This is a genomic window from Allobosea caraganae (genome assembly GCF_003351345.1).
Lineage (GTDB): Bacteria > Pseudomonadota > Alphaproteobacteria > Rhizobiales > Beijerinckiaceae > Allobosea > Allobosea caraganae.
The window spans coordinates 157796-178429 of the sequence record NZ_QQTO01000033.1; the positions used below are offsets into that span (position 1 = coordinate 157796).

Below are 20634 nucleotides of genomic sequence, written 5' to 3' on the forward strand. Positions count from 1 at the left end.
ACGCTTTGCACCGCTTGCGCCGGGCCGGCATCGTCATGCCAAGTGATTCGCAAGGCTGGCCTGGCGCCGCCGCCGTATAAATCGAGGTCGAGTACACCATGGGCAAACCGGTCGATCCGCCGCCGGAGGACGAGACCGAGCGCATCGATCTGAAGACGGCGCTCGAGGAGCGCTATCTCGCTTATGCGCTCTCCACCATCATGCACCGCGCCCTGCCGGACGCGCGCGACGGGCTGAAGCCGGTCCACCGCCGCATCCTGTATGCGATGCAGTTGCTTCGGCTCAATCCGGGCGTGGTGCACAGGAAATGCGCCAAGATCGTCGGCGACGTCATCGGTGGCTTCCACCCCCATGGCGACCAGTCGGTCTATGACGCGCTGGTGCGCCTCGCGCAGGATTTCGCCCAGCGCTATCCGCTCGTCGACGGCCAGGGCAATTTCGGCAATATCGACGGCGATAACGCCGCCGCCTACCGCTACACCGAAGCGCGGATGACCGAGGTTGCGCGTCTGCTCCTCGACGGGATCGAAGAGGACGCGGTCGATTTCCGCCCGACCTATAATGGCGAGGACGAGGAGCCAATCGTCCTCCCGGCCGCCTTCCCGAACCTGCTCGCCAACGGCTCGCAGGGCATCGCGGTCGGCATGGCCACCTCGATCCCGCCGCACAACGCCGCCGAGCTTTGCGATGCGGCGCTTTATCTGATCCAGCACCCGGAATCCTCCTCCGAGCAGCTCATGACCTTCGTGCCCGGCCCGGATTTCCCGACCGGCGGCATCATCGTCGAGACGCGCGCCTCGATGATCGAGACCTACCGCACCGGCCGCGGCGCCTTCCGCACCCGGGCGCGCTGGCATGTCGAGGACCAGGGCCGCGGCACCTGGCTCGCGGTCGTCACCGAGATCCCCTACATGGTCCAGAAGGGCCGGCTGATCGAGAAGATCGCCGAGCTGCTCAACGACAAGAAGCTGCCGCTGGTCGCTGACCTGCGCGACGAATCGGCCGAGGACATCCGCGTCGTCATCGAGCCGCGCGCCCGTACCGTCGATCCCAACCTGATGATGGAATCGCTCTTCCGGCTCTCGGAGCTGGAAGCGCGCATCCCGATGAACATGAACGTGCTGACCGGCGGGCTGGTGCCGCGCGTGCTCGGCCTGAACGAGGCCCTGCGCGCCTGGCTCGACCACCGCCGCGACGTGCTGCTGCGCCGCTCGCGCTTCCGCCTCGGCCAGATCGAGAAGCGGCTCGAGATCCTGCGCGGCCTGCTGATCGTCTATCTCGACCTCGATCGCGTCATCAAGATCATCCGCGAGGAGGACGAGCCGAAGGTCGAGCTGATGCGCTTCTTCGAGCTCAGCGAGGTCCAGGCCAACGCCATCCTCGACACCCGCCTGCGCGCCCTGCGCAAGCTCGAGGAGATGCAGCTCAAGACCGAGCTCGACGAACTCACGGTCGAGAAGGGCCAGATCGAGGACCTGCTCGCCTCCGAGGCGACGCAGTGGAAGCTGATCTCGCACGACATCCGCGAGGTGAAGAAGCTCTTCGGCCCGGAGACCGCGATCGGCAAGCGCCGCACCGACTTCGCCGACATGCCCGAGACCACCGAGATCGACCTGACCCAGGCCATGGTCGAGCGCGAGCCGGTCACGGTCGTGGTCTCGAAGAAGGGCTGGATCCGGGCGCTGAAGGGCCATGTCCAGGATTTCTCGACCTTGACCTTCAAGGGCGACGACGCGCTCCAGCTCGGGTTCTTCACCGAGACGACGGCGAAGGTCCTTGTCCTGGCCTCGAACGGCAAGGTCTTCACGCTGGAGGCCTCGAAACTGCCGGGCGGGCGCGGCTTCGGCGATCCGATCCGGCTGATGATCGAGCTGGAGGAGACGGCCGATATCGTCTCCGCCTTCCCCTACAAGGCGGGCACGAAGCTGCTGATGGTGACCTCGGACGGGCGCGGCTTCGTCGCGCCGACCGACGACGTCGTCGCCAACACCCGCAAGGGCCGGCAGGTGGTCAATGTCGCAGTGCCGGTCGTGGCGATCCTGGCGGCCCCGGCCGAGGGCGACCATGTCGCAATCATCGGCGAGAACCGCAAGCTGCTCTGCTTCCCGCTCTCCGAAGTGGCGGAGATGGGCCGCGGCAAGGGCGTGCGCCTGCAGCGCTACAAGGATGGCGGCGTCTCGGACGCCAAGGTCTTCAAGCTCACTGAGGGCCTGACCTGGCTCGACACCTCCAGCCGGACCTGGACCGTGGCGGAAGGCGAGCTGACCGAATGGCTCGGCCACCGCGCTGAAGCGGGCAGGTTGCCGCCGAAGGGCTTCCCGAAGAACAACAAGTTCGGGGGGTAGCGTGCTCTTCCTTCTCCCCCTGCGGGAGAAGGTGCCCCGAAGGGGCGGATGAGGGGTCGCGCCGCGCTTTCCGAATGTCGAGGACGCCGCGCGCAACGTTTGGAGCGTCGCGCGACCCCTCATCCGTCTCGGCTTCGCCGAGCCACCTTCTCCCGCAGGGGGAGAAGGGAAGGCGCGCTCACTCCGCCGAAGAACGATTCAGTTTCATGACGTTACGTCATCATCTTGAATCGACCCGCCAACGCCTTGAATCAAACTCTCAAGCTCAGGGCCTGATCGCCTGCCCGACGATGCCGACTTCGAGGCCGAGCGTCAGGTTGTTGGTCACGGCCCATTCGACGCCGGCGCGCGCTTCCGGTCTCACCGCGATGTCGCTCTGCTTGAACGGCGCCGAGAACGGGCTCGCGCCGAAGCGCCAGGTCTCGTTGGCGGCGACCATGCCGACCTTGGTGTAGAGCAGCACGTTCTCGGCTGCGAGGTAGCCGGCCTTGAGCTGGAAGGCGCCGGCGATGTCGCTGGTATAGACGGCGTTGCCGAAGCGCGGCGTGTCGTAACCGCCGAACGGTCGGGTGTACTCGACGGCGCCGACGATGCCGTAGACGAAATCGCCCTCGCGCCACATCTTGCCGGCCTCGAGCCCGATGGTCGGCCCGGCATAGGTGCCGTAGCGCTTCGAGCTCGACACCTGGAAGCCGGTTGAGATGCGCGCGTAGGAGCCGTCCCACTTCACGCCGCCGGGCGCCAGCGTCGGCTCCGACCAGGCGAAGGAGGGCAGGGGCGCGAAGCCGGTGAAGGGCAGGAAGGCCTGGGCCTTCGCGCCGCCCGCGGTCATGGCGAGCGCGCAGAGCGCGCCGGTCAGGATCGGTAATCTCACGTTGAAGGCACCCTTGCGGCCGAACTTCCGTTGGAAGCTAGCAGATGGGCGGGCGAATGTCGCGGATTTGTGGCGACGCCGCGCCTGTGGGCGGATGAGGCTCGGGTGGTGTCGAAGAGCTCTCAGCGCAGCTTGGTGCGCATCTTGAGGAAGCGCATGGTCCGCTCGGCGGTGGCGCCGTCGAGGGTGGCGTAGCCGCGCAGGTCGTCCTTGATGTTCTTCTGGGCGAAATAGAGCCGCCTGACACGCATGGTCAGGACCGCCTCGAAGGCCGGCGTGCCGACATTGAGCGAGCGGCAGGTCACTGCGATGCCGCTGACATCGCGCTGCATCAGCACGCGCAGGGCCTGCTCGGTCGTTATGTCGGCCGCCTGGCCGATGACCTGGGCGAGGTGGTAGGCCCGGTCCTCGCGGGCGAGCATGGCGATGACGTCGTCGAGCGAGCGGGTTCCCTCGGTGAGTTCGCTCTGGAGCAGCTTCACCTCCAGCCGCTGCTGCCGGGCCTGGCGCGCCAGCGTCACCGCCTCGTCGGGGCGCTTCGACCACAGGCCGCCGCTGTCGTTGAGCTCCTCGACGATGCGCATCACGCGGGTGGCGCGGTCGGGCGTCAGGTCGGCGCGGGCTGCGAGCGCGCTGCTGATCGCGATGTCGCTGCCGCCGCGCTCGAGCAGCTTGTCGAAGCCCCTGTCGGAGAAGGCGGCGCCCTCGTTGTTCGAGACTGTGTGCAGCACGTCGCGATTGCCGCGCTCCACCAGGATGTCGGTCAGGCCCGAGGACAGCCGGGCGCGCTCGGCGATGGCGACGAGATGGTATTGCGACTGGCTGACGGCGATCGCCGCGAGGTCGGCATCGGTCAGCACCGGCGAGAGCTTCAGCACGAGGCGGGCGACCTCGCCGTCATGATCGCCGGCGAGCGTGACCGCGACCTGATGCGGCAGGCTCGGCACCGCCGCGACCTGCTCGGCATAGGCCTGCCGCTCCGGGCTATCGAGATGGTTGAGCGAATGGGTGGCGATCTCGCCGTAATGCTCCTTGGAAAGCTCGCTCGGCTCCTGGTCGAGCAGGAACAGGTCGGTGACCGCGTTCAGCAATTGCCGCCGCGTATCCGACGACATTTCGATCGGCATCTTCGACAAGGAGTCTAACATCGGCGTTCTGCCTTTGAGGAATTCAAATAGTAACGTTGCGGCATCTTGATTTAGTCTTAAGCCGCCGACTGGCGTGAAGCTGACCCAAGATCACGTCGCAATTGGATGGACCCATCAAATTGCGAAAAACGTGATCTTCATCAAAAAGTTAGAGCATGGCCTACGCGAAAAACCGGCTCCCACTTTTTCGCGCCATGCTCTGATCGGATGGTTTCCCAGAAGTGACCGGCCCGCAGCGGCATCGCGCGGGCCGGTCCGCTGCGTCAGGCCTTCGCCATCGGCCAGAACAGCCGGTCGAGCGCCAGCATCGCCAGCAGCGAGGCGCCGACCAGCGGGAAGATGACGCCGCCAATGCCGAGAATGGCGAAGACGCCGTAGAGCGTGCGCCGGCGCGGCGGCATCGGCGGCACGCCGAGCGAGCCGGCCGGGCGTCGCTTCCACCACATCACCCCGGCCGAGACCGCGAGCAGGATGATGGCGAGGCAGACCGCCAGCATGAAGAGCTGGTTCGCCAGCCCGAATTCCTGGCCCATATGCACGTTGATGCCCCATTCCAGCGCTTTGCCGAGCGGGCCGTAATCGGCGAAAGACATGTCGATCAGCGGCTCGCCGCTATACTGGTCGAGATGGATCACGCGCTGGCGCGACAGGTCGTTGGGATAGACCGAGCCGGTATAGACGCCGGCCGGGCCGCTCGGCAGGTTGACCGCATAGCCGCGCGTCAGGCCGAGCGCGTCGAACTTCGCCACCGCCGTATCGAGGCCGATCGGCGCAGCCGCCTTCGCTACCGATTCCGGCACGCGCGCCTGTTCGAGCGACCATGAGGTCGGGCCGGCATGGTGCAGGTGCTCGTCCGACATCGGCACCGCGACGCGCACGCCGGCGGGATAGCCGAAATTATTCCCGTTGGCCCAGCGGTTGACCTGATCGCCCCAGAACACCGACCAGGGCATGCCGGTCACGGCCAGGAAGACGACGAAGAGCCCGGCGAAGGCGCCGGTCACGGCATGGAGATCGCGCCAGAACACGCGCTTCCCAGCATCGCCGCGCACCGAGACCACGCCGCCGCTGCGCCCGCGCGGCCACCACAGGTAGAGCCCGGTCGCGACCAGCAGGATCGCCCAGCCGCCGACGATCTCGATCACGCCGTTCGCCACCGGCCCGAAATAGGCCAGGCTGTGGATCTGCCTGACGACCCACATCACCGTGCCCTTGTCCGGCAGTTGCCCGAGCACATGCCCATCATAGGGGTCGACATAGGCGACCTTGCGTGTGCCGTCCGCGGTGCGGATCGTCACCTCGGCGGAGGCGCTGGGTGTCTCCGGCGGCACGAATTTCACGGCCTGGCCCGGGATCGCAGCGAGCGCATTCGCCACGATCGCGCTCGGCGCGGCCATGGCACTGGTGCGAATCTCGACCTGCTTGAGGTCGCGATGGATCAGCCCGTCGAGTTCGTAGCGGAAGAGGTAGAGCCCGCCGGTGACCGCGAGCAGGATGAGGAAGGGCAGCGTCAGCAGCCCGGCATAGAAGTGCCAGCGCCAGACGGCGCGGTAGAACGAAGCGGACGCGCGCGCAGGCGCGGTCTCCGCCAGGGAGATGGTGGTCATGGTGATGTCCTGTCCTGAAGATGGCTGGGAAGGGCTTCAGGTCAGGGCAGGTGGCGCGCGGGCTCCGAGTGGATAGACTGGGCGGCCCGGCGGGACGGCTGGCGCGGCGTGCGGCAGGAAGCGCGCCTCGGCGACGCGGGCAAGCCGCAAGGGCAGGGCGGTGCCGGCGACGGGCGGAACGCCGTTGGCGCTGGCGAGGCAGCCGAGCGCGCAGCAGATCGGGCCATGCTCGGACTTGCCCTGCTGCGTGTCCGGCCCGGAACCCCCGCTCGGCAGGCAGAGCACATGTTGCGGCAGCGGCGAGGGCGCGGCCGCAAGGCCGGAGCCGAGCGCCAGCAGCACGGCGTGCAGGATGAGCGCATAGGTGCAGAGCAGCGCGACGGCGCCCCGCTTCCAGCCTGCTGCCTGCACTCTCCCGCCCATGCCAAAGGGCTAAGGCGCAGCCGCCCGCCGGTCAACGCTTGGTCATGCGATGGCGCTGCGCCGTTTGGCCGCGCGGCGGGCAGGGCAATCGCTTGAAGGCCAGGCTCGTCCCCTTCCCCCCGCTTGCGGTGGGGAAGGGTTAGGGATGGGGGGCCGGAAAGCGGGTCTCGCCAGGTCTTCCGCGTGACACCAGGCGGCACTGCCCCCCACCCAACCCTCCCCACCGCAAGCGGGGGGAGGGCTTGCGCCCCTCATGAACGGCAGTGCTCCCCTTCAAGCATTTGCTCTGGAGCAGCGGGCCTCAGCCCTTGTCGACGCGCTCCCAGCCCTGCGCGCTCAGCCGCTCCTGCGGCAGGAAGCGGGCCTTGTAGGACATCTTCGGCGAGCCCTCGACCCAATAGCCGAGATAGACATAGGGCAGGCCGAGCTTGCGGGCCCGCTCGATATGGTCGAGCACCATGAAAGTGCCGAGCGAGCGCGCCTCCAGCATCGGATCGTATACCGAGTAGACCATCGAGAGCCCGTCGCTGAGCCGGTCGGTCAGCGCCATGGCGTAGAGGTCGCCCTCGCCGCGGCCGGTGAAGCCGCTATCGGGCCCGCGCCGGCGGTACTCGACCAGCGAGGTGTCGACATGGGTGTCCTCGACCATCATGCCGAAGTCGAGCGCCGACATCGTCGCCATGCCGCCATCGGGATGGCGCTCGTCGAGATACTCGCGGAACAGCGAGTAGTGCTCCGAGCGCGGCTGCGGCGGCAGCGTCTCGCCGATCAGGTCGCTGTTATGCGAGAGCACCTTGCGGAAGCCGCGCGAGGGCCTGAAGTCGTCGACGACGACGCGCACCGAGATGCAGGCGCGGCAGGTCTCGCAGGCGGGTCGATAGGCGATGCTCTGCGAGCGCCGGAAGCCGCCTTGCGAGAGCACGTCGTTGAGGTCGCGCGCCCGGCCGCCGACGAGATGCGTAAACACCTTCCTCTCCTCGCGCCCGGGCAGATAGGGGCAAGGAGTCGGCGAGGTCAGGTAGAATTGCGGGGCATCCCGCAACGGGCGCGTCAAGGTCAGGTCGCTCCGGAAACGGCTCTAAACGACAGTGTAACAGCAGCAACGGCAGCAACAAGCGCAGGCTTTGGGCAAATCAGGCCCGTACGATCACGAATCCGGTCAGGATATCGTGTCCCAGCCGGCGGTCGGCGCGGACGAAGCCGCACAGGATGTCGAGCACCCAGAGCCCGACCGTGCCGGCGGCGACGTAGAACAGCAGCGCATGCACGGCAGCGGCAAGCCCGTCCGGCCGCGCGCCGGTCACAGTCTCGACCCTGAGGCCGGCCATGCGCATGCCCCAGGTCGCCTGCCTGCGCCCGCCAATCGTCAGCGCCGCATAGCCGAGCGCGGTCGCGACGGTGGCGATCGGGATCAGCAGCCAGGTCGCGCCGAAGGTGACGATGCCGAGGAGCAGCAGCAGGAAGAAGATCAGCCAGCCCAGGATGAACAGGATGACGATGTCGCCGATCCAGGCGAAGAGCCGCGAGCCGAGCACGCCGCGCACATTCGGCACGGCATAGGGCTCGATCGGCGTGATCGGCTGCTGGTAGCTGCGGTCGCTCATCGGAAACGGCCCCTGTCCTGGCGGGCGGATGATCCGCCCGTGCCGCCATAATGTTTGATCAGCGGTCCTGTTCTGCAAGGCCGCGCGGCAGGATCCGGCGCGGCGCATAGCCATCATTTTTCAGCGCCGCCTCGATCGAGCGCGTATGCGCCTCGCCGCGGGTCTCCACGGTGACGTCGAGCGTCACGCCCTTGGCGGGCACGTCGAGGAAGAGCCTGCCATGGCTGACCTCGAGGATGTTGGCGCCGTGCTCGCCGAGCAGGCTCGCGACCTTGCCGAGCAGGCCGGGACGGTCGCTGGCGGTGAGCCGGAAGGCGCAGATGCGATCCTCGCGCTCCAGCTCGCGCACCATGATCGCGGCGAGCAGGCGGGTGTCGATATTGCCGCCGCTGAGCAGCAGCCCGACCTTGCGGCCCTTGTAGCGCTCGGGCTCCTTGAAGATGGCGGCAAGCCCGATCGCGCCCGCGCCCTCGGCCAGCGTGTGCTGCAGGCTGGCATAGGCGTTGACGGCGCGCTCGATCAGGTCCTCGCCGATCAGCACGATGTCGGAGACCAGGCTGGCGACGATCGGCAGGGTCTGCTGGCCGACGGTCTTGACCGCGATGCCCTCGGCCAGCGTCGCGCCGCCGATGAACAGGTCCTTGTCGTTCACCGCGTTGTAGAAGGACGGGTAGAGCGCCGCCTCGACGCCGATCAGCTCGATCTCCGGCTTGATCGCCTTGGCCGCGATGGCGTTGCCCGCCATCAGCCCGCCGCCGCCGAGCGGAATGACGAGCATCTCGAGATCGGGCGCATCGGCCAGCATCTCGCTGGCGACCGTGCCCTGGCCGGCCATCACGGCGGCGTCGTCATAGGGGTGGACGAAGACCAGCGCCTCGGCCTCGGCCAGCTCGCGGGCCTTCTGCGCCGATTCATAGAGCGTCTCGCCATACAGGACCACGCGCGCGCCATGCGCCCGGGTGTTCTCGACCTTCACCAGCGGCGTCGTCTCCGGCATCACGATCGTCGCTGGGATGCCGAAGCGATGCGCGTGATAGGCCACGGCCTGGGCATGGTTGCCGGCCGACATGGCGATGACGCCGCGCGCCTTCTCGGCCTCGTCGAGCGAGAGCAGCTTGTTGACCGCGCCGCGCTCCTTGAACGAGGCGGTCGCCTGCATGTTCTCGTGCTTGACCAGGATGGTCGCGCCGGTGAGCTCGGAGAGGCGCGGCGCCGGCACCAGCGGCGTGCGCAGCACATGGCCCTCGATTCGGCGCGCGGCCGCCGCGATATCGGCAAGGGTGATCGCGAAGGGCGCGCTGGTCATGTGTTTCCCATTTCAGGCCGGACGGATTTCAGACATCGCGCGTTCAGACTTGGCGCGGCGTCAGTTCGGCTTCGCCGAAGAAGCCGCCGGGGCGCAGGATCAGCACCACGGCGAGCAAGCTATAGACGGCGATGTCGCGCTGTTCGAGCGGCATCGTCGACGACCAGAGCGCCTCGAACAGCGCGATGCTGAGCGCGCCGAGGCAGGCGCCCGAGACCGAGCCGATGCCGCCGAGGATGGCGGCGACGAGCGCCTTCAGTCCGAGTGTGAACCCTCCGGCAAAACCCATGCCGCCGTAGATCACGGTGACGATGACGCCGGCCGCGCCGCAGGCCGCGCAAGCCAGGATCAGCGCCTTGTCGTGCACGGCCCGCGCATCGACGCCGAACAGTGACGCCGTCCGCTCGTCATCCGAGACCGCGCGCCAGGCCCGGCCGTAGCCGGAATACCGGATCAGCAACACGAGCCCCAGCGTCAGCGCCAGCCCGAACGCGGCCAGCCCGAGCCCGACCGGCGTCGCGGTGACGACGAAGCCCTCCGCCCGCGCCAGCGCCCAGGGCTCGTTGAAGACCGGCGGCAGCCAGCGCAGGTCCGGCCCCTGCGCCAGCCGCAGATATTCGGACAGTCCGATGGCAAGGCCGATCGTCGCGATCAGCACCTGCTGGCCATTGGCCCGCTGCATGTGGCGCAGCACGAAGCGGCCCATGGCGAAGCCATGGAAGGCCGAGACCGCCATCGCCACGGCAAACGCAATGACCAGCCCCGAGATCGGCGTCGAGAGCGAGGCCGAGACCAGCAGTGCCACGCCGACGACCGAGGCAAGCGCGCCGAGCGCCGCGAACTCGCCGAAGCTCAGGATGATGCGGCCGGTCAGCCCGTAGATCAGCGCGTAGGCCGAGGCGAGCAGCGCATAGACCGCGGCCGAGGGCAGGGCGCTCAAGGCCTGCTGCAGCCCGTAGGCCAGGCCGAACGGGATCTCCGGCAGGTCCTCCAGCCGGGTCGAGCCGGGATCGGGCGCGGGCTCTTCGCGGTTCTCCAGGTAGAAGCGCCGCAGCAGGTAGAAGCTGGCATCGTTCATCGGCCTTCCGTCGGTCGCGACGCCGATCAGCGCGCCGCGCTGCGAGCCGATGCCCTCGCCGGCGAAGAGGCAGTCGATATAGCGCGTGCGCGCCAACGTCGATCCGGCCTCGACCTTGTAGAGGATGCGCAGGGCGTTGGCGCGCGGCCCGGTCGTGTCGCGTTCGATCGTGATGCGCGCGCCGGGCGGGTTGAGCGGCGGGATCGCCTGCCGGCACAGCCGCGTCTGATCCGTATCGAAACGCCCGCCGCAGCCGGCAAGCGCCAGGCCGAACAGAATCAGCAGGAGGAGGGCGGGGCGCATCGCGCTGACGCTAGCGCCAGTTGCGGTGCGTTGAAACTCGTGTTCAGCCGATCGCCTTCAGCTTCTCGGCAACCCGGGGCGCGAAATAGGTCAGCACCCCGTCGGCGCCGGCGCGCTTGAAGGCGATCAGGCTCTCAAGCATCGCCTTGTCGCCGTCGAGCCAGCCGTTCAGCGCCGCCGCCTGGATCATCGCGTACTCGCCGGAGACCTGGTAGGCGAAGGTCGGCACGCGAAAATGGTCCTTCACCCGCGCGATCACGTCGAGATAGGGCAGGCCGGGCTTGATCATCACCATATCGGCCCCCTCTTCGAGGTCGAGCGCGACCTCCGCGATGGCCTCATCCGAATTGGCCGGGTCCATCTGGTAGGTACGCTTGTCGCCGATCAGGGTGGCGTTGGTGCCGATGGCGTCGCGGAACGGGCCGTAATAGGCCGAGGCGTATTTCGCGGCATAGGACATGATCTGGACCTGGTCGAACCCGGCCGCGTCGAGCCCGGCGCGAATGGCGCCGACGCGCCCGTCCATCATGTCGGAGGGTGCGATCACATCGGCGCCGGCATCGGCCAGCGCCAGCGCCTGTTCGGTGAGGATGCGCACGCTGGCATCGTTCAGCACGGTCTCGCCCGCCATCACGCCGTCATGGCCATGCGAGGTATAGGGGTCGAGCGCGGCGTCGCAGATGATGCCGAGCTCCGGCACCTCCTGCTTGATCGCCCGCACCGCCCGGCACATCAGGTTGCGCGTGTTGAGCGCCTCGGAGGCGGTCGCGTCGCGCAGCGACTTCTCGACATTGGGGAAGGGTGCGATGGCGGGGATGCCGAGCTTGGCGGCTTCGACGCTCTGGCGCACGGCCTCCTCGATGTTCAGCCGGTCGACGCCGGGCATCCAGACGACCGGCGTGCGCGCCTGCGAGGAATCCACCAGGAAGATCGGCCAGATCAGGTCGTTGGTGGTCAGCACGTTCTCGCGCACCAGCCGGCGCGACCATTCGGCCTTGCGGTTGCGCCGCATGCGCCGGATCAGCCCGAGCGAGTCCGCGCTCTGCAACGCAGTGGCCGGCACCTCGTCCTGCCGCGCCAGCGGAGCCGGAAACGGCCGCACAACCCGAGATGCCATGGAAATGCCTCCGTCCGACGGGACGCCGATCTTGCTTGTTGCGCGACGCATAGCACATCGGAACCATTCCAAAACAGAGGTGGATGGTCGCAACCACCAAGGCGGGGCTGGGAGAGCCCGCGCGTTGACAAGCGCCGCCGCCCCGGCCCAGAACCGCGGCGCAACCGAGGACGTCCGCGGCATGCCGCAAGAACCCGAGATCATCTGCGAGACCCGTGGCGCGGCCGGCGTCGTCATCCTGAACCGGCCGAAGGCGCTGAACGCGCTCAGTCTCGGCATGGTCCGCGAACTGGCGCGCGCGCTCGACGCCTGGGAGCGCGATCCCAAGGTCACCCGCATCGTCCTGACGGCGGCCGGCGAGAAGGCCTTTTGCGCCGGCGGCGACATCCGCGCGCTGCACGATCTCGGCCGCGCCGGCAACTATGGCGAGATGCTCAAGTTCTGGGGCGAGGAATACGTCCTCAACGCCCATATCCAGCGCTATCCCAAACCCTATCTCTCGCTGATCGACGGCATCGTCATGGGCGGCGGCGTCGGCATCTCCCTGCATGGCGGCTATCGCATCGCCGGGGAGCGCTATCTCTTCGCCATGCCGGAGGTCGGCATCGGGTTCTTCCCCGATGTCGGCGCGACCTATGCGCTGCCGCGCCTGCCGGGCGCCGCCGGCATCTATCTCGCGCTCACCGGAGACCGGGTGGGCGCCGCCGATGCCGTCGCGCTCGGCCTCGCCACCCATGCCGTGCCGAGCGGGCGCATGGCCGAGCTTGCCGACGCGCTGGCTGGACGCAGCGCGGTCGACGACATCCTTGCCGGCTTCACCCATGATCCCGGCCCGGAGCGGCTCGCGGCTGATCGCGCCACCATCGCGGAATGCTTCGGCGCACCGGATTTGCCGGCGATCTTCGACCGGCTCGAGCGCAAGGCCAAGGCCGGCAACGGCTTCGCCGGCAAGACGCTGCAGACGCTGAGCGTCAAATCGCCGACCAGCGTCGCCATCGCCTTCGAGCAGATGCGCCGCGGCGCCACGCTCGACTTCAACGAGGCGATGCGCACCGAGTACCGCATCGTCTCGCGCATCGCCCGCAGCCCGGAATTCTACGAAGGCGTCCGCGCCGTCGTCATCGACAAGGACCACGCGCCGCGCTGGCAGCCGGCCAGCCTCGAGGCCGTGAAGCCCGAGGCCATCGCCGAATACTTCGCGCCGCTCGGTGCCGACGAACTCGTGCTGGAGCCTTGAGCATGGGACTCGGGCGAGGGGATACGGAACCTCTGCGCGGCCAGCGCGTCGTCGGCGCGCCCGGCATGGTCGAGGCGCCGCGCCGCCGGATGCGCTGGCGGCTGCTGCTGGTCTGGCTGCTGCGCCTGCTCTCCATCGCCTGGCTGGCCAAGGGCCTGATGGCCTGGGCCGTGATCTTCGGCATCGGCACCGAGGGGCAGCTTCCGTTCGAGGAGCAACTGCTCAGCTCGCAGGCGATCACGGTCTACTTCGCGGTGATCGACCTCGTTGCTGCCGTCGGGCTCTGGCTGACCAGCACCTGGGGCGGCGTGCTCTGGCTCCTGGCGGCGGTCAGCCAGCTCCTGCTCGGCTTCTTCTTCCCGCGGCTGCTGCCGATCACGCCCTACCTGATCGGAACCTATGTGGCGCTGATGGTGGCCTATTTCCTGGCGACCTGGGCGGCCGAGAACGAAGAAACGTAAGGACGGCTTGGCCGTCCGGAACCACAGTCCTCATCCTGAGGAGCGGACGAAGTCCGCGTCTCGAAGGATGCTCCAGCGCCCTCTGGATCATCCTTCGAGACGCCGCTTTCGCGGCTCCTCAGGATGAGGGCTGGAGCGTCCTATGCGGTCATCGGGCCCGTCGATTGCGGCGAGTCATGGTAACAAACGCTTTAGCTTAAGCGTTTCTGAGTTCATTTTGGATTCACCCAAAGGGGTAAATCCCTGATTCATCCTGATATTTAAACTCGTTTTCATCCGCGCCGCCTATGGTGTTCCTCAGAAGCGGACCGGGAGACAATCCTGGCCGACATACAACAGGCGGGATTATACCATGAAAGCGAGCGTAAAGACTTCGGCTCCGGCCGTGTCGGAAGAGGTTCAACTCAAGGTGAAGCCTCTTTACCTTGAGTCCCTCACTCTTGTTGAGCGGCTGCATCGTCGCCTGCTCGATGTCATCAAGGACGAGTTCGAGCGTCGCAACCGCGACGACGTCAACAGCGTCCAGGCGCTGCTGCTCTACAATATCGGCGACGCCGAGCTCAGCGCCAGCGAGCTCAGGACGCGGGGCTACTATCTCGGCTCGAACGTCTCCTACAACGTCAAGAAGCTGGTCGAGCTCGGCTATCTCCACCATGCCCGGTCACGCATCGACCGCCGCTCGGTCCGCATCAGCCTGACCGAGAAGGGCCGCGAGGTGCACAATCTCGTGAAGGGCGTCTACGACAAGCATGTCCAGACGGTCGAGCAGATCGGCGGCATCGCGGCCGACGATTTCGAGCGGATGAACAACGCCCTGCTGCGCCTCGAGCGCTTCTGGACCGACCAGATCCGCTACAAGCTCTGATTTCGGTCGCGAAAGCCGCACCCGGCGGCTTTCCATCACATCGGCCCGGCCTCCGCCCGCAAGGCGCGGAGGTTTTTGCCGACCTGACGGCAGAGGTCCTCGCCGGACTGTGGCTCAGATCACGCATGTCGAAACCGAGTCTTCCTCTTCGCTTCCATTGCCCTAAAAACGCCGCGCTCACGAGACGTTAACTCTGGTATTGGATCGTCGCTTGGCAGCCGGGTCGCCTTTCCAGGGCGGAGCCGGCTTGGTGTTTTGTGGCGCATGGGCGCGCAAGCCTGGCTCTATAGGGACGTGGAAGAGGGGTACTATGTCGAATTTCAGCCTGACCCGCCGTGAAACCGTGCTGGCGCTGCTCTCCGGAGTGGCGGCGAGCGTGGCCGCGCCGGCCTTCGCCCAACAGGCGGAGTGGCGGCAGAGCTATGATTCCGGCGCCCGAAACGCCGTCGCGCGCTCCTCCACCCCGATGCTGTCTGCGGAAAGCTTCCAGGCGACCGAGCAGGCGATCACCGCCTATCGCGAGCTGGCCGCCCGCGGCGGCTGGCCCGTGCTCCAGGTCAGCGAGCGCCTGAGCGTCGGCTCGCGCGGTCCCGGCGTCGTCGCCCTGCGCCAGCGCCTGATCATCACCGGCGATCTCGACGCCTCCGCCGGCACCAGCAACGTCTATGATTCCTATGTCGAGGCGGGCGTGCGCCGCTTCCAGTCGCGCGTCGGCCTCTCCACCACCGGCACGCTCACCAAGGCGACCCTGGCCTCGCTCAACGTGCCGATCGAGCGCCGCATCCGCCAGCTTGAGACCAATGTCGTGCGCCTGCGCACCTGGTCGGGCAATCTCGGCCAGCGCTACGTCGTCGCCAACATCCCGGCCGCGATGGTCGAGACGGTCGAGAACGGCCATGTCGCGACCCGGCACGCCGCCGGCGTCGGCAAGATCGACCGCCAGTCGCCGCTGCTGCAGACCAAGATCCCGGAAGTCAATTTCAACCCGACCTGGACGGTTCCCGCATCGATCATCCGCAAGGACCTGATCCCGAAGATGCAGAAGGAGCCGAACTACCTCACCGAGAACAAGATCCGCATCATCGGCCCGAACGGCGAGATTCCGCCTGATCGCGTCAACTGGCGCTCGGACGAGGCGACCCGCTACACCTTCCGCCAGGATCCGGGCGGCGACTTCAACTCGCTCGGCTTCGTGCGCATCAACATCCCGAGCCCGCATGGCGTCTACATGCACGACACGCCGTCGAAGGGCATCTTCGGCGACGATTACCGCTTCGTCTCCTCGGGCTGCATCCGCGTCCAGAACGTGCGCGACTACATCGCCTGGCTGCTCAAGAACACCCCCGGCTGGGACCGCGCCAAGATCGACGAGGTCATCGCCTCGGGCGAGCGCATCAACGCCCGCATCTCCGACCCGGTGCCGTGCTACTGGGTCTACGTCACTGCTTGGGCGACGCCCGATGGCGGCGTGCAGTTCCGCGACGACATCTACAACAAGGATGGCCTCGGCCCGTCGCCCGTCGCCGCCTTGCAGGGCGAGCAGGACATCTGAGGCGCTCGTCAGAAGCTTTGAATTGAAGCGGCCCGCCGAGCGATCGGCGGCCCGTTTTCGTTAGGTGGTCGGTGACGGCCGCGTCAGCGCGCGCGCTTGCGCCCCAGGATCGATGGGGCCGGCTTGGCCGGCTCCTCGTCCGGCACCGCGAGCCTGGCCCCGGCGACGTGGAGCACGACATAGCCGAGCACGGCCGAGATCGCCGAGCCGACCAGCACGCCGATCTTGGTCGCGTCGTTCAGCGTGGCATTGCCGGCGAAGGCGAGTGCGCCGATGAACAGGCTCATGGTGAAGCCGATGCCGCAGAGCAGCGAGACGCCGTAGAGCTGCGGCCAGCTAGCCTTGGCCGGCATGGTGCCGAAGCCGAGCTTGACCGCCAGCCAGGCGAAGCCGAACACGCCGATCTGCTTGCCGAGGAACAGGCCCAGCATGATGCCGAGCGGCACCGGCGTCAGCAACAGCGCGGGCGTCATGCCCGCGAGCGCGACCCCTGCATTGGCGAAGCCGAACACTGGCACGATGAAATAGGAGACGTAAGGATGGAGCCCATGCTCCAGCTTGTGCAGCGGCGAATGCTCGGGCTCGTCGCTCTCCGCGCCGCGGCCGCCGAGCGGGATCGTCAGCGCCAGCGCGACGCCGGCCAGGGTGGCGTGGATGCCGGATTTGAGCTCGAAGAACCAAAGCAGGGCGCCGACGACGAGATAGGGCAGGAGCGAGCGCACGCCGAAGCGGTTCATCAAGGCCAGTACCGCGATGCAGATCGCGGCGGCCGCCAGCATCGCGAGCGAGAGCTCGCCCGAATAGAACAGCGCGATGATCAGGATCGCGCCGAGATCGTCGAGAATCGCTAGGGCCGTCAGGAAGATCTTGAGCGAGACCGGGACTCGCGAGCCGAGCAAGGCGAGCACGCCGAGTGCGAACGCGATGTCCGTGGCGGCGGGAATCGCCCAGCCGCGAATCGCCGCCGGGTCGCCGCGGGCGATCAGCAGGTAGATCAGCGCCGGCGCGATCATGCCGCCGAGCGCGGCGAAGGCGGGCAGGGCGCGCCGCGACCAGGTCGCGAGCTGGCCCTCGATGAACTCGCGCTTGATCTCCAGCCCGACGAGCAGGAAGAAGATCGCCATCAGCCCGTCATTGATCCAATGCAGCAGGCTCAGCCCGGCGATCTTGAGTTCGAGCACTTTGAAGTAGACGACGCTGAGCGGCGAGTTCGCGATGATCATCGCGTTCAGTGCGGCGAGTACCAGCAGCACGCCGGCCGCCGCGCCGCTCTCGAAGAACGCGTGCAGGGGCGAGCGGCGTTGCGGCGGCCAGGTCTTGGTCTGAACGTCGGCGTCGTTCGGCTCGCTCGTCACGCTCGCATCCTCCACGTTGTCTTGCAGATGTCGCAGCCTGCCGATGACAGGCCGATGTCGGAGCGCGACGATCGCGCGGGCGGCGATAACCGAGTCATCGCAATCGCGCCGATGGGTCAACCGGATTCGGACGCGCGCAAGACCGCATTCTCCATTTTGCCGGCCTGTATTCTCCGCGGAGTCGGCGCGCGCTGCCGACCAGCACGGCCGCGGCGGCCATGACCGCGAGCAGCACTGCGCTGCCGCAGAACAGCCCCGCATAGCCGTAGCCTGCGATCAAGGGCGTGCTGAGAAGCGGCGAGCAGAATTGGCCGATGAAGACGGATGCCGTCAGAATGCCCCCGGCCAGTCCTCGCTGCCGGGGTGGGGCCAAATTCAACGCGAGGGCGACGAAGCTCGGCGAGACCAGTGCGTAGCCTACGCCGATCGCTGCGGCTGCGCTGAGGGCCGGCAGGGCCGTCGAGGCGAGGATCAACATTGGAAACCCCAGCGCCATCGCGGCGTAGCCCAGGGCGAAGATGCCGGCATAGCCGACCGCGCGCTGGATGCGAGGGTAGAGCAGCGCGCAGCAGCCGCCCGACAGCATCAGGACGCCGAGGGCAGCGCCGGTCATGACTGCGCCATCGTAGCCTTCGGCCTCGAAGAAGAACGACAACTGGGTCGGCATGATGAAGAAGATCATGTTGGTCGCCGCCTGGAGAAGCACCAGCAGCGCGAGCAGGGCGCGCCAGGATCGCTGCCCTTCGCTGCCGTCTGCCGGCCTGGCGCCGCCTGCGTGCGCGGGCCGGGGCGGATCGACGATGGCCCTCCACATCAAGGGCAGGAAGGCGGCGGCGAGGCCGTAGACTGCGAAGGGCAGGCGAGGCGAGATCGCGGCCACCCATCCAGCCAGGGAGATGAAGACCAGGCCGCCGAAATTCCGCGCGGAAATCTGCAATCCCGTCAGCGCGGTGCGGTCGTTGCCGGTGAAGTAGTCGCCGATGAGCGCGGTCTGCGCCGTCATGATGAGGGCAACCGCGACGCCGAGGACGAGGCGGCTCGTGAAGATCGTCGGCAGGTCCGGGAGGACGAGCCCGGCGCATCCGGAGACGATGAACAGGATCACCCCGGCGAGCAGCAGCGGCCGCCTCCCGATCCGGTCCACCGCGAGCCCGGCCAGCGGAGCGCAGATGGCGACGCTGAGGGAAGGCGCCGGCACCAGCAGGCGCGTCAGCATCGCGGCGTTCGGGTCGTCCGCGAACAGGCGTTCGAGCCCCGGGAGCGCCGGGCTGATGGTCGCGTTCGCCATCGTCGTGAGCGATGCCGCCATCAGCAGCGCGATTGCGCGCGGGTCCCGCCAGACCGGTCCTGACCTTGTGCCGTAAGTGTTTTCCATGGTTTTACCTCTTGCCGAAATCACTGGTCCGGCAGAGTGTACGAGTTCAAGTCGACTTGAGGTCAAGCATGCCGGTTCTGGATATCGGGGAGGTGGCGCAACGCTCGGGCGTGCCGGCGTCGACCCTGCGCTACTACGAAGAGATCGGCCTGATCTCCTCCCTTGGACGACACGGGCTGCGGCGGCAGTTCGATGGCGACGTGCTTCTGAAATTGTCGCTCGTCGGCATGGGCAAGGCGGCGGGTTTTTCTCTGGTCGAGATCGCCGGCATGTTCGGTCAGAACGGCCAGCCCGACATTCCCCGCGCCCTGTTGCATGCCAAGGCAGGCGAACTGCAGCGGCAGATCCTGGATCTGCGGACGCTGCGGGACATCCTTCGCCATGTCGCCGATTGTCCGGCCCCGACGCATCTGGAGTGCCCGACCTTCCGCGCGCTCCTGAAGGCAGCGTCGCGCAAGCGACTCGCTTATCACCCGTCCCGTAAACGGGCGGGCGGGGCGCTCAAGACCGCCGGGTGACGGGAGCGCAACCGCTTTCCCGTCTATCTATCACTTGGACGGCCCGCCTGCCGCATGATAGGGACGCCCCGACGGAGCCGAGCCCGGATCGGCCGCCACATTTTAGGAGCCGGACATGACCGAAGCCGCGCGCGACAAGCACCTCTCCAACTCCTTCTTCGGCGCCTCGCTGGCCGATGTCGACCCGGAGATCTTCCGCTCGATCGAACTCGAACTCGGCCGCCAGCGCGAGGAGATCGAACTGATCGCCTCGGAGAACATCGTCTCGCAGGCCGTGCTCGAAGCCCAGGGCTCGGTCATGACCAACAAATACGCCGAGGGCTATCCCGGCCGGCGCTATTACGGCGGCTGCCAGTTCGTCGACATCGCCGAGAAGCTCGCGATCGAGCGCGCCTGCCGGCTGTTCGACTGCCAGTTCGCCAACGTCCAGCCGAATTCCGGCAGCCAGGCCAACCAGGCCGTGTTCATGGCGCTGATGCAGCCCGGCGACACCTTCATGGGCCTCGACCTCGCCGCCGGCGGCCACTTGACCCATGGCGCCCCGGTGAACCAGTCCGGCAAGTGGTTCAAGGTCGTGCCCTATGGCGTCTGCGTCGTCGATCAGGTCATCGACTACGAGGCGCTGGAGCGCCTTGCCGTCCAGAACAAGCCCAAGCTCATCGTCGCCGGCGGCTCGGCCTATGCCCGGCATTGGGACTTCGCCCGCTTCCGCGAGATCGCCGACAAGGTCGGCGCCTATTTCATGGTCGACATCGCCCATTTCGCCGGGCTGGTCGCGGGCGGCGCCCATCCCTCGCCGTTCCCGCACGCCCATGTCGTCACCACGACCACGCACAAGACCCTGCGCGGCCCGCGCGGCGGCATGGTGCTGACCAATGACGAGGCCATCGCCAAGAAGATCAACTCGGCCGTGTTCCCCGGCCTCCAGGGCGGCCCGCTGATGCACGTCATCGCCGCCAAGGCGGTGTCGTTCCACGAGGCGCTGCAGCCGGAGTTCAAGATCTATGCCCGCGCCGTGGTCGAGAACGCCAAGGCCCTGGCCGAGACGCTGAAGACCAAGGGCTTCGACCTCGTCACCGGCGGCACCGACAACCACCTGATGCTGGTCGACCTGCGCTCGAAGAAGGTCACCGGCAAGGCGGCCGAAGCCGCGCTCGGCCGCGCCCACATCACCTGCAACAAGAACGGCATCCCCTTCGACCCGGAGAAGCCGATGGTCACCTCCGGCATCCGGCTGGGCACCCCCGCTGCGACCTCGCGCGGCTTCGGCGTCGCCGAGTTCAAGCTCGTCGGCGAGCTGATCGCCGAAGTGCTCGACGGCCTCGCTGCCAATGGCGAAGAGGGCAATGCCGAGGTCGAGCAGGCGGTCAAGGCCAAGGCCCATGCGCTGACGGCGAGGTTCCCGATCTATTGAGACCGCGAGCCTATTTGAAGCATGGCATTGTGCTACTATCTCGTGACTGCGA

Annotated in this window: 18 protein-coding genes; 7 read left to right on the forward strand and 11 right to left on the reverse strand. The window is 67.4% G+C overall.

All coding sequences use genetic code 11. The features are described 5' to 3' along the window. Positions 1-98 precede the first annotated feature (98 nt). Entirely contained in the window at positions 99-2345 is a 2247-nt protein-coding gene (parC, locus tag DWF00_RS21645; protein ID WP_114829738.1) for a DNA topoisomerase IV subunit A, read from the forward strand. A gap of 265 nt (positions 2346-2610) precedes the next feature. On the opposite strand, the gene DWF00_RS21650 is transcribed toward parC, so the two are convergent. From DWF00_RS21650 to hemB, 9 genes are all read right to left on the reverse strand, one after another. Continuing rightward, the gene (locus DWF00_RS21650; protein WP_114829737.1) at positions 2611-3219 is read right to left on the reverse strand and encodes an outer membrane protein; all 609 of its coding nucleotides are present in this window, start codon (positions 3217-3219) and stop codon (positions 2611-2613) included. Positions 3220-3341: 122 nt separating this feature from the next. Continuing rightward, positions 3342-4367, reverse strand: a complete 1026-nt coding sequence (locus DWF00_RS21655; RefSeq protein WP_114829736.1) for a DUF2336 domain-containing protein — start codon at positions 4365-4367, stop codon at positions 3342-3344. Between the two features lie 263 nt (positions 4368-4630). Then, positions 4631-5980, reverse strand: a complete 1350-nt coding sequence (locus tag DWF00_RS21660) for a PepSY-associated TM helix domain-containing protein (protein WP_181832696.1) — start codon at positions 5978-5980, stop codon at positions 4631-4633. A 30-nt stretch (positions 5981-6010) separates the two neighbouring features. Further along, a complete protein-coding gene (locus DWF00_RS21665; RefSeq protein ID WP_114829734.1) occupies positions 6011-6385 on the reverse strand; it encodes a hypothetical protein in 375 nt (124 codons plus the stop codon). A gap of 313 nt (positions 6386-6698) precedes the next feature. Next, on the reverse strand, positions 6699-7451 hold the full coding sequence (locus tag DWF00_RS21670) for an arginyltransferase (RefSeq protein ID WP_114829733.1): 753 nt from the start codon (positions 7449-7451) through the stop codon (positions 6699-6701). 79 nt (positions 7452-7530) lie between these two features. Beyond that, positions 7531-8001 (reverse strand): RDD family protein, encoded by a 471-nt coding sequence (locus DWF00_RS21675; protein ID WP_181832680.1) that lies wholly within the window; start codon positions 7999-8001, stop codon positions 7531-7533. Between the two features lie 58 nt (positions 8002-8059). Then, a complete protein-coding gene (locus DWF00_RS21680; RefSeq protein WP_114829731.1) occupies positions 8060-9307 on the reverse strand; it encodes a threonine ammonia-lyase in 1248 nt (415 codons plus the stop codon). A 43-nt stretch (positions 9308-9350) separates the two neighbouring features. Next, positions 9351-10688, reverse strand: coding sequence for a branched-chain amino acid ABC transporter permease (locus DWF00_RS21685; RefSeq protein ID WP_114829730.1), 1338 nt, complete (start codon positions 10686-10688; stop codon positions 9351-9353). A 43-nt stretch (positions 10689-10731) separates the two neighbouring features. After that, positions 10732-11805, reverse strand: coding sequence for a porphobilinogen synthase (hemB, locus tag DWF00_RS21690; protein WP_114829729.1), 1074 nt, complete (start codon positions 11803-11805; stop codon positions 10732-10734). A gap of 124 nt (positions 11806-11929) precedes the next feature. On the opposite strand from hemB, the gene DWF00_RS21695 reads away from it, so the two are divergent. The 4 genes from DWF00_RS21695 (at position 11930) to DWF00_RS21710 (ending at position 15920) form a co-directional block, all read left to right on the forward strand. After that, positions 11930-13042, forward strand: a complete 1113-nt coding sequence (locus DWF00_RS21695) for an enoyl-CoA hydratase/isomerase family protein (RefSeq protein ID WP_342769124.1) — start codon at positions 11930-11932, stop codon at positions 13040-13042. A gap of 2 nt (positions 13043-13044) precedes the next feature. After that, complete coding sequence (locus tag DWF00_RS21700) at positions 13045-13503, forward strand: DUF6163 family protein (protein ID WP_114829728.1); 459 nt, start codon at positions 13045-13047, stop codon at positions 13501-13503. Between the two features lie 352 nt (positions 13504-13855). Then, positions 13856-14368, forward strand: a complete 513-nt coding sequence (gene ldtR / locus DWF00_RS21705; RefSeq protein WP_114829727.1) for a transcriptional regulator LdtR — start codon at positions 13856-13858, stop codon at positions 14366-14368. Positions 14369-14678: 310 nt separating this feature from the next. Then, positions 14679-15920, forward strand: coding sequence for a L,D-transpeptidase family protein (locus DWF00_RS21710; RefSeq protein ID WP_114829726.1), 1242 nt, complete (start codon positions 14679-14681; stop codon positions 15918-15920). Between the two features lie 83 nt (positions 15921-16003). Here DWF00_RS21710 and nhaA read toward each other — a convergent pair whose 3' ends face one another. Both nhaA and DWF00_RS21720 read right to left on the reverse strand, forming a co-directional pair. Further along, positions 16004-17275 carry a Na+/H+ antiporter NhaA gene (gene nhaA / locus DWF00_RS21715; RefSeq protein ID WP_181832698.1) on the reverse strand — a complete coding sequence of 424 codons (1272 nt, stop codon included), beginning with the start codon at positions 17273-17275 and terminating at the stop codon, positions 16004-16006. Positions 17276-17369: 94 nt separating this feature from the next. Next, positions 17370-18650, reverse strand: coding sequence for an MFS transporter (locus DWF00_RS21720; RefSeq protein ID WP_114829873.1), 1281 nt, complete (start codon positions 18648-18650; stop codon positions 17370-17372). Positions 18651-18718: 68 nt separating this feature from the next. Here DWF00_RS21720 and DWF00_RS21725 point away from each other — a divergent pair, with 68 nt between their 5' ends. Both DWF00_RS21725 and glyA read left to right on the forward strand, forming a co-directional pair. After that, entirely contained in the window at positions 18719-19168 is a 450-nt protein-coding gene (locus DWF00_RS21725) for a helix-turn-helix domain-containing protein (RefSeq protein WP_114829724.1), read from the forward strand. 115 nt (positions 19169-19283) lie between these two features. After that, complete coding sequence (gene glyA / locus DWF00_RS21730) at positions 19284-20582, forward strand: serine hydroxymethyltransferase (protein WP_114829723.1); 1299 nt, start codon at positions 19284-19286, stop codon at positions 20580-20582. Positions 20583-20634 lie beyond the last annotated feature (52 nt).

Coding starts and splice junctions, on each gene's coding strand:
- DWF00_RS21655 (WP_114829736.1), bottom strand. CDS start 4,367: ATGTTAGACTCCTTGTCGAAGATGCCGATCGAAATGTCGTCGGATACG.
- ldtR (WP_114829727.1), top strand. CDS start 13,856: ATGAAAGCGAGCGTAAAGACTTCGGCTCCGGCCGTGTCGGAAGAGGTT.
- DWF00_RS21700 (WP_114829728.1), top strand. CDS start 13,045: ATGGGACTCGGGCGAGGGGATACGGAACCTCTGCGCGGCCAGCGCGTC.
- DWF00_RS21680 (WP_114829731.1), bottom strand. CDS start 9,307: ATGACCAGCGCGCCCTTCGCGATCACCCTTGCCGATATCGCGGCGGCC.
- glyA (WP_114829723.1), top strand. CDS start 19,284: ATGACCGAAGCCGCGCGCGACAAGCACCTCTCCAACTCCTTCTTCGGC.
- DWF00_RS21720 (WP_114829873.1), bottom strand. CDS start 18,650: ATGGAAAACACTTACGGCACAAGGTCAGGACCGGTCTGGCGGGACCCG.
- DWF00_RS21710 (WP_114829726.1), top strand. CDS start 14,679: ATGTCGAATTTCAGCCTGACCCGCCGTGAAACCGTGCTGGCGCTGCTC.
- DWF00_RS21725 (WP_114829724.1), top strand. CDS start 18,719: ATGCCGGTTCTGGATATCGGGGAGGTGGCGCAACGCTCGGGCGTGCCG.
- DWF00_RS21675 (WP_181832680.1), bottom strand. CDS start 8,001: ATGAGCGACCGCAGCTACCAGCAGCCGATCACGCCGATCGAGCCCTAT.
- parC (WP_114829738.1), top strand. CDS start 99: ATGGGCAAACCGGTCGATCCGCCGCCGGAGGACGAGACCGAGCGCATC.
- DWF00_RS21685 (WP_114829730.1), bottom strand. CDS start 10,688: ATGCGCCCCGCCCTCCTCCTGCTGATTCTGTTCGGCCTGGCGCTTGCC.
- hemB (WP_114829729.1), bottom strand. CDS start 11,805: ATGGCATCTCGGGTTGTGCGGCCGTTTCCGGCTCCGCTGGCGCGGCAG.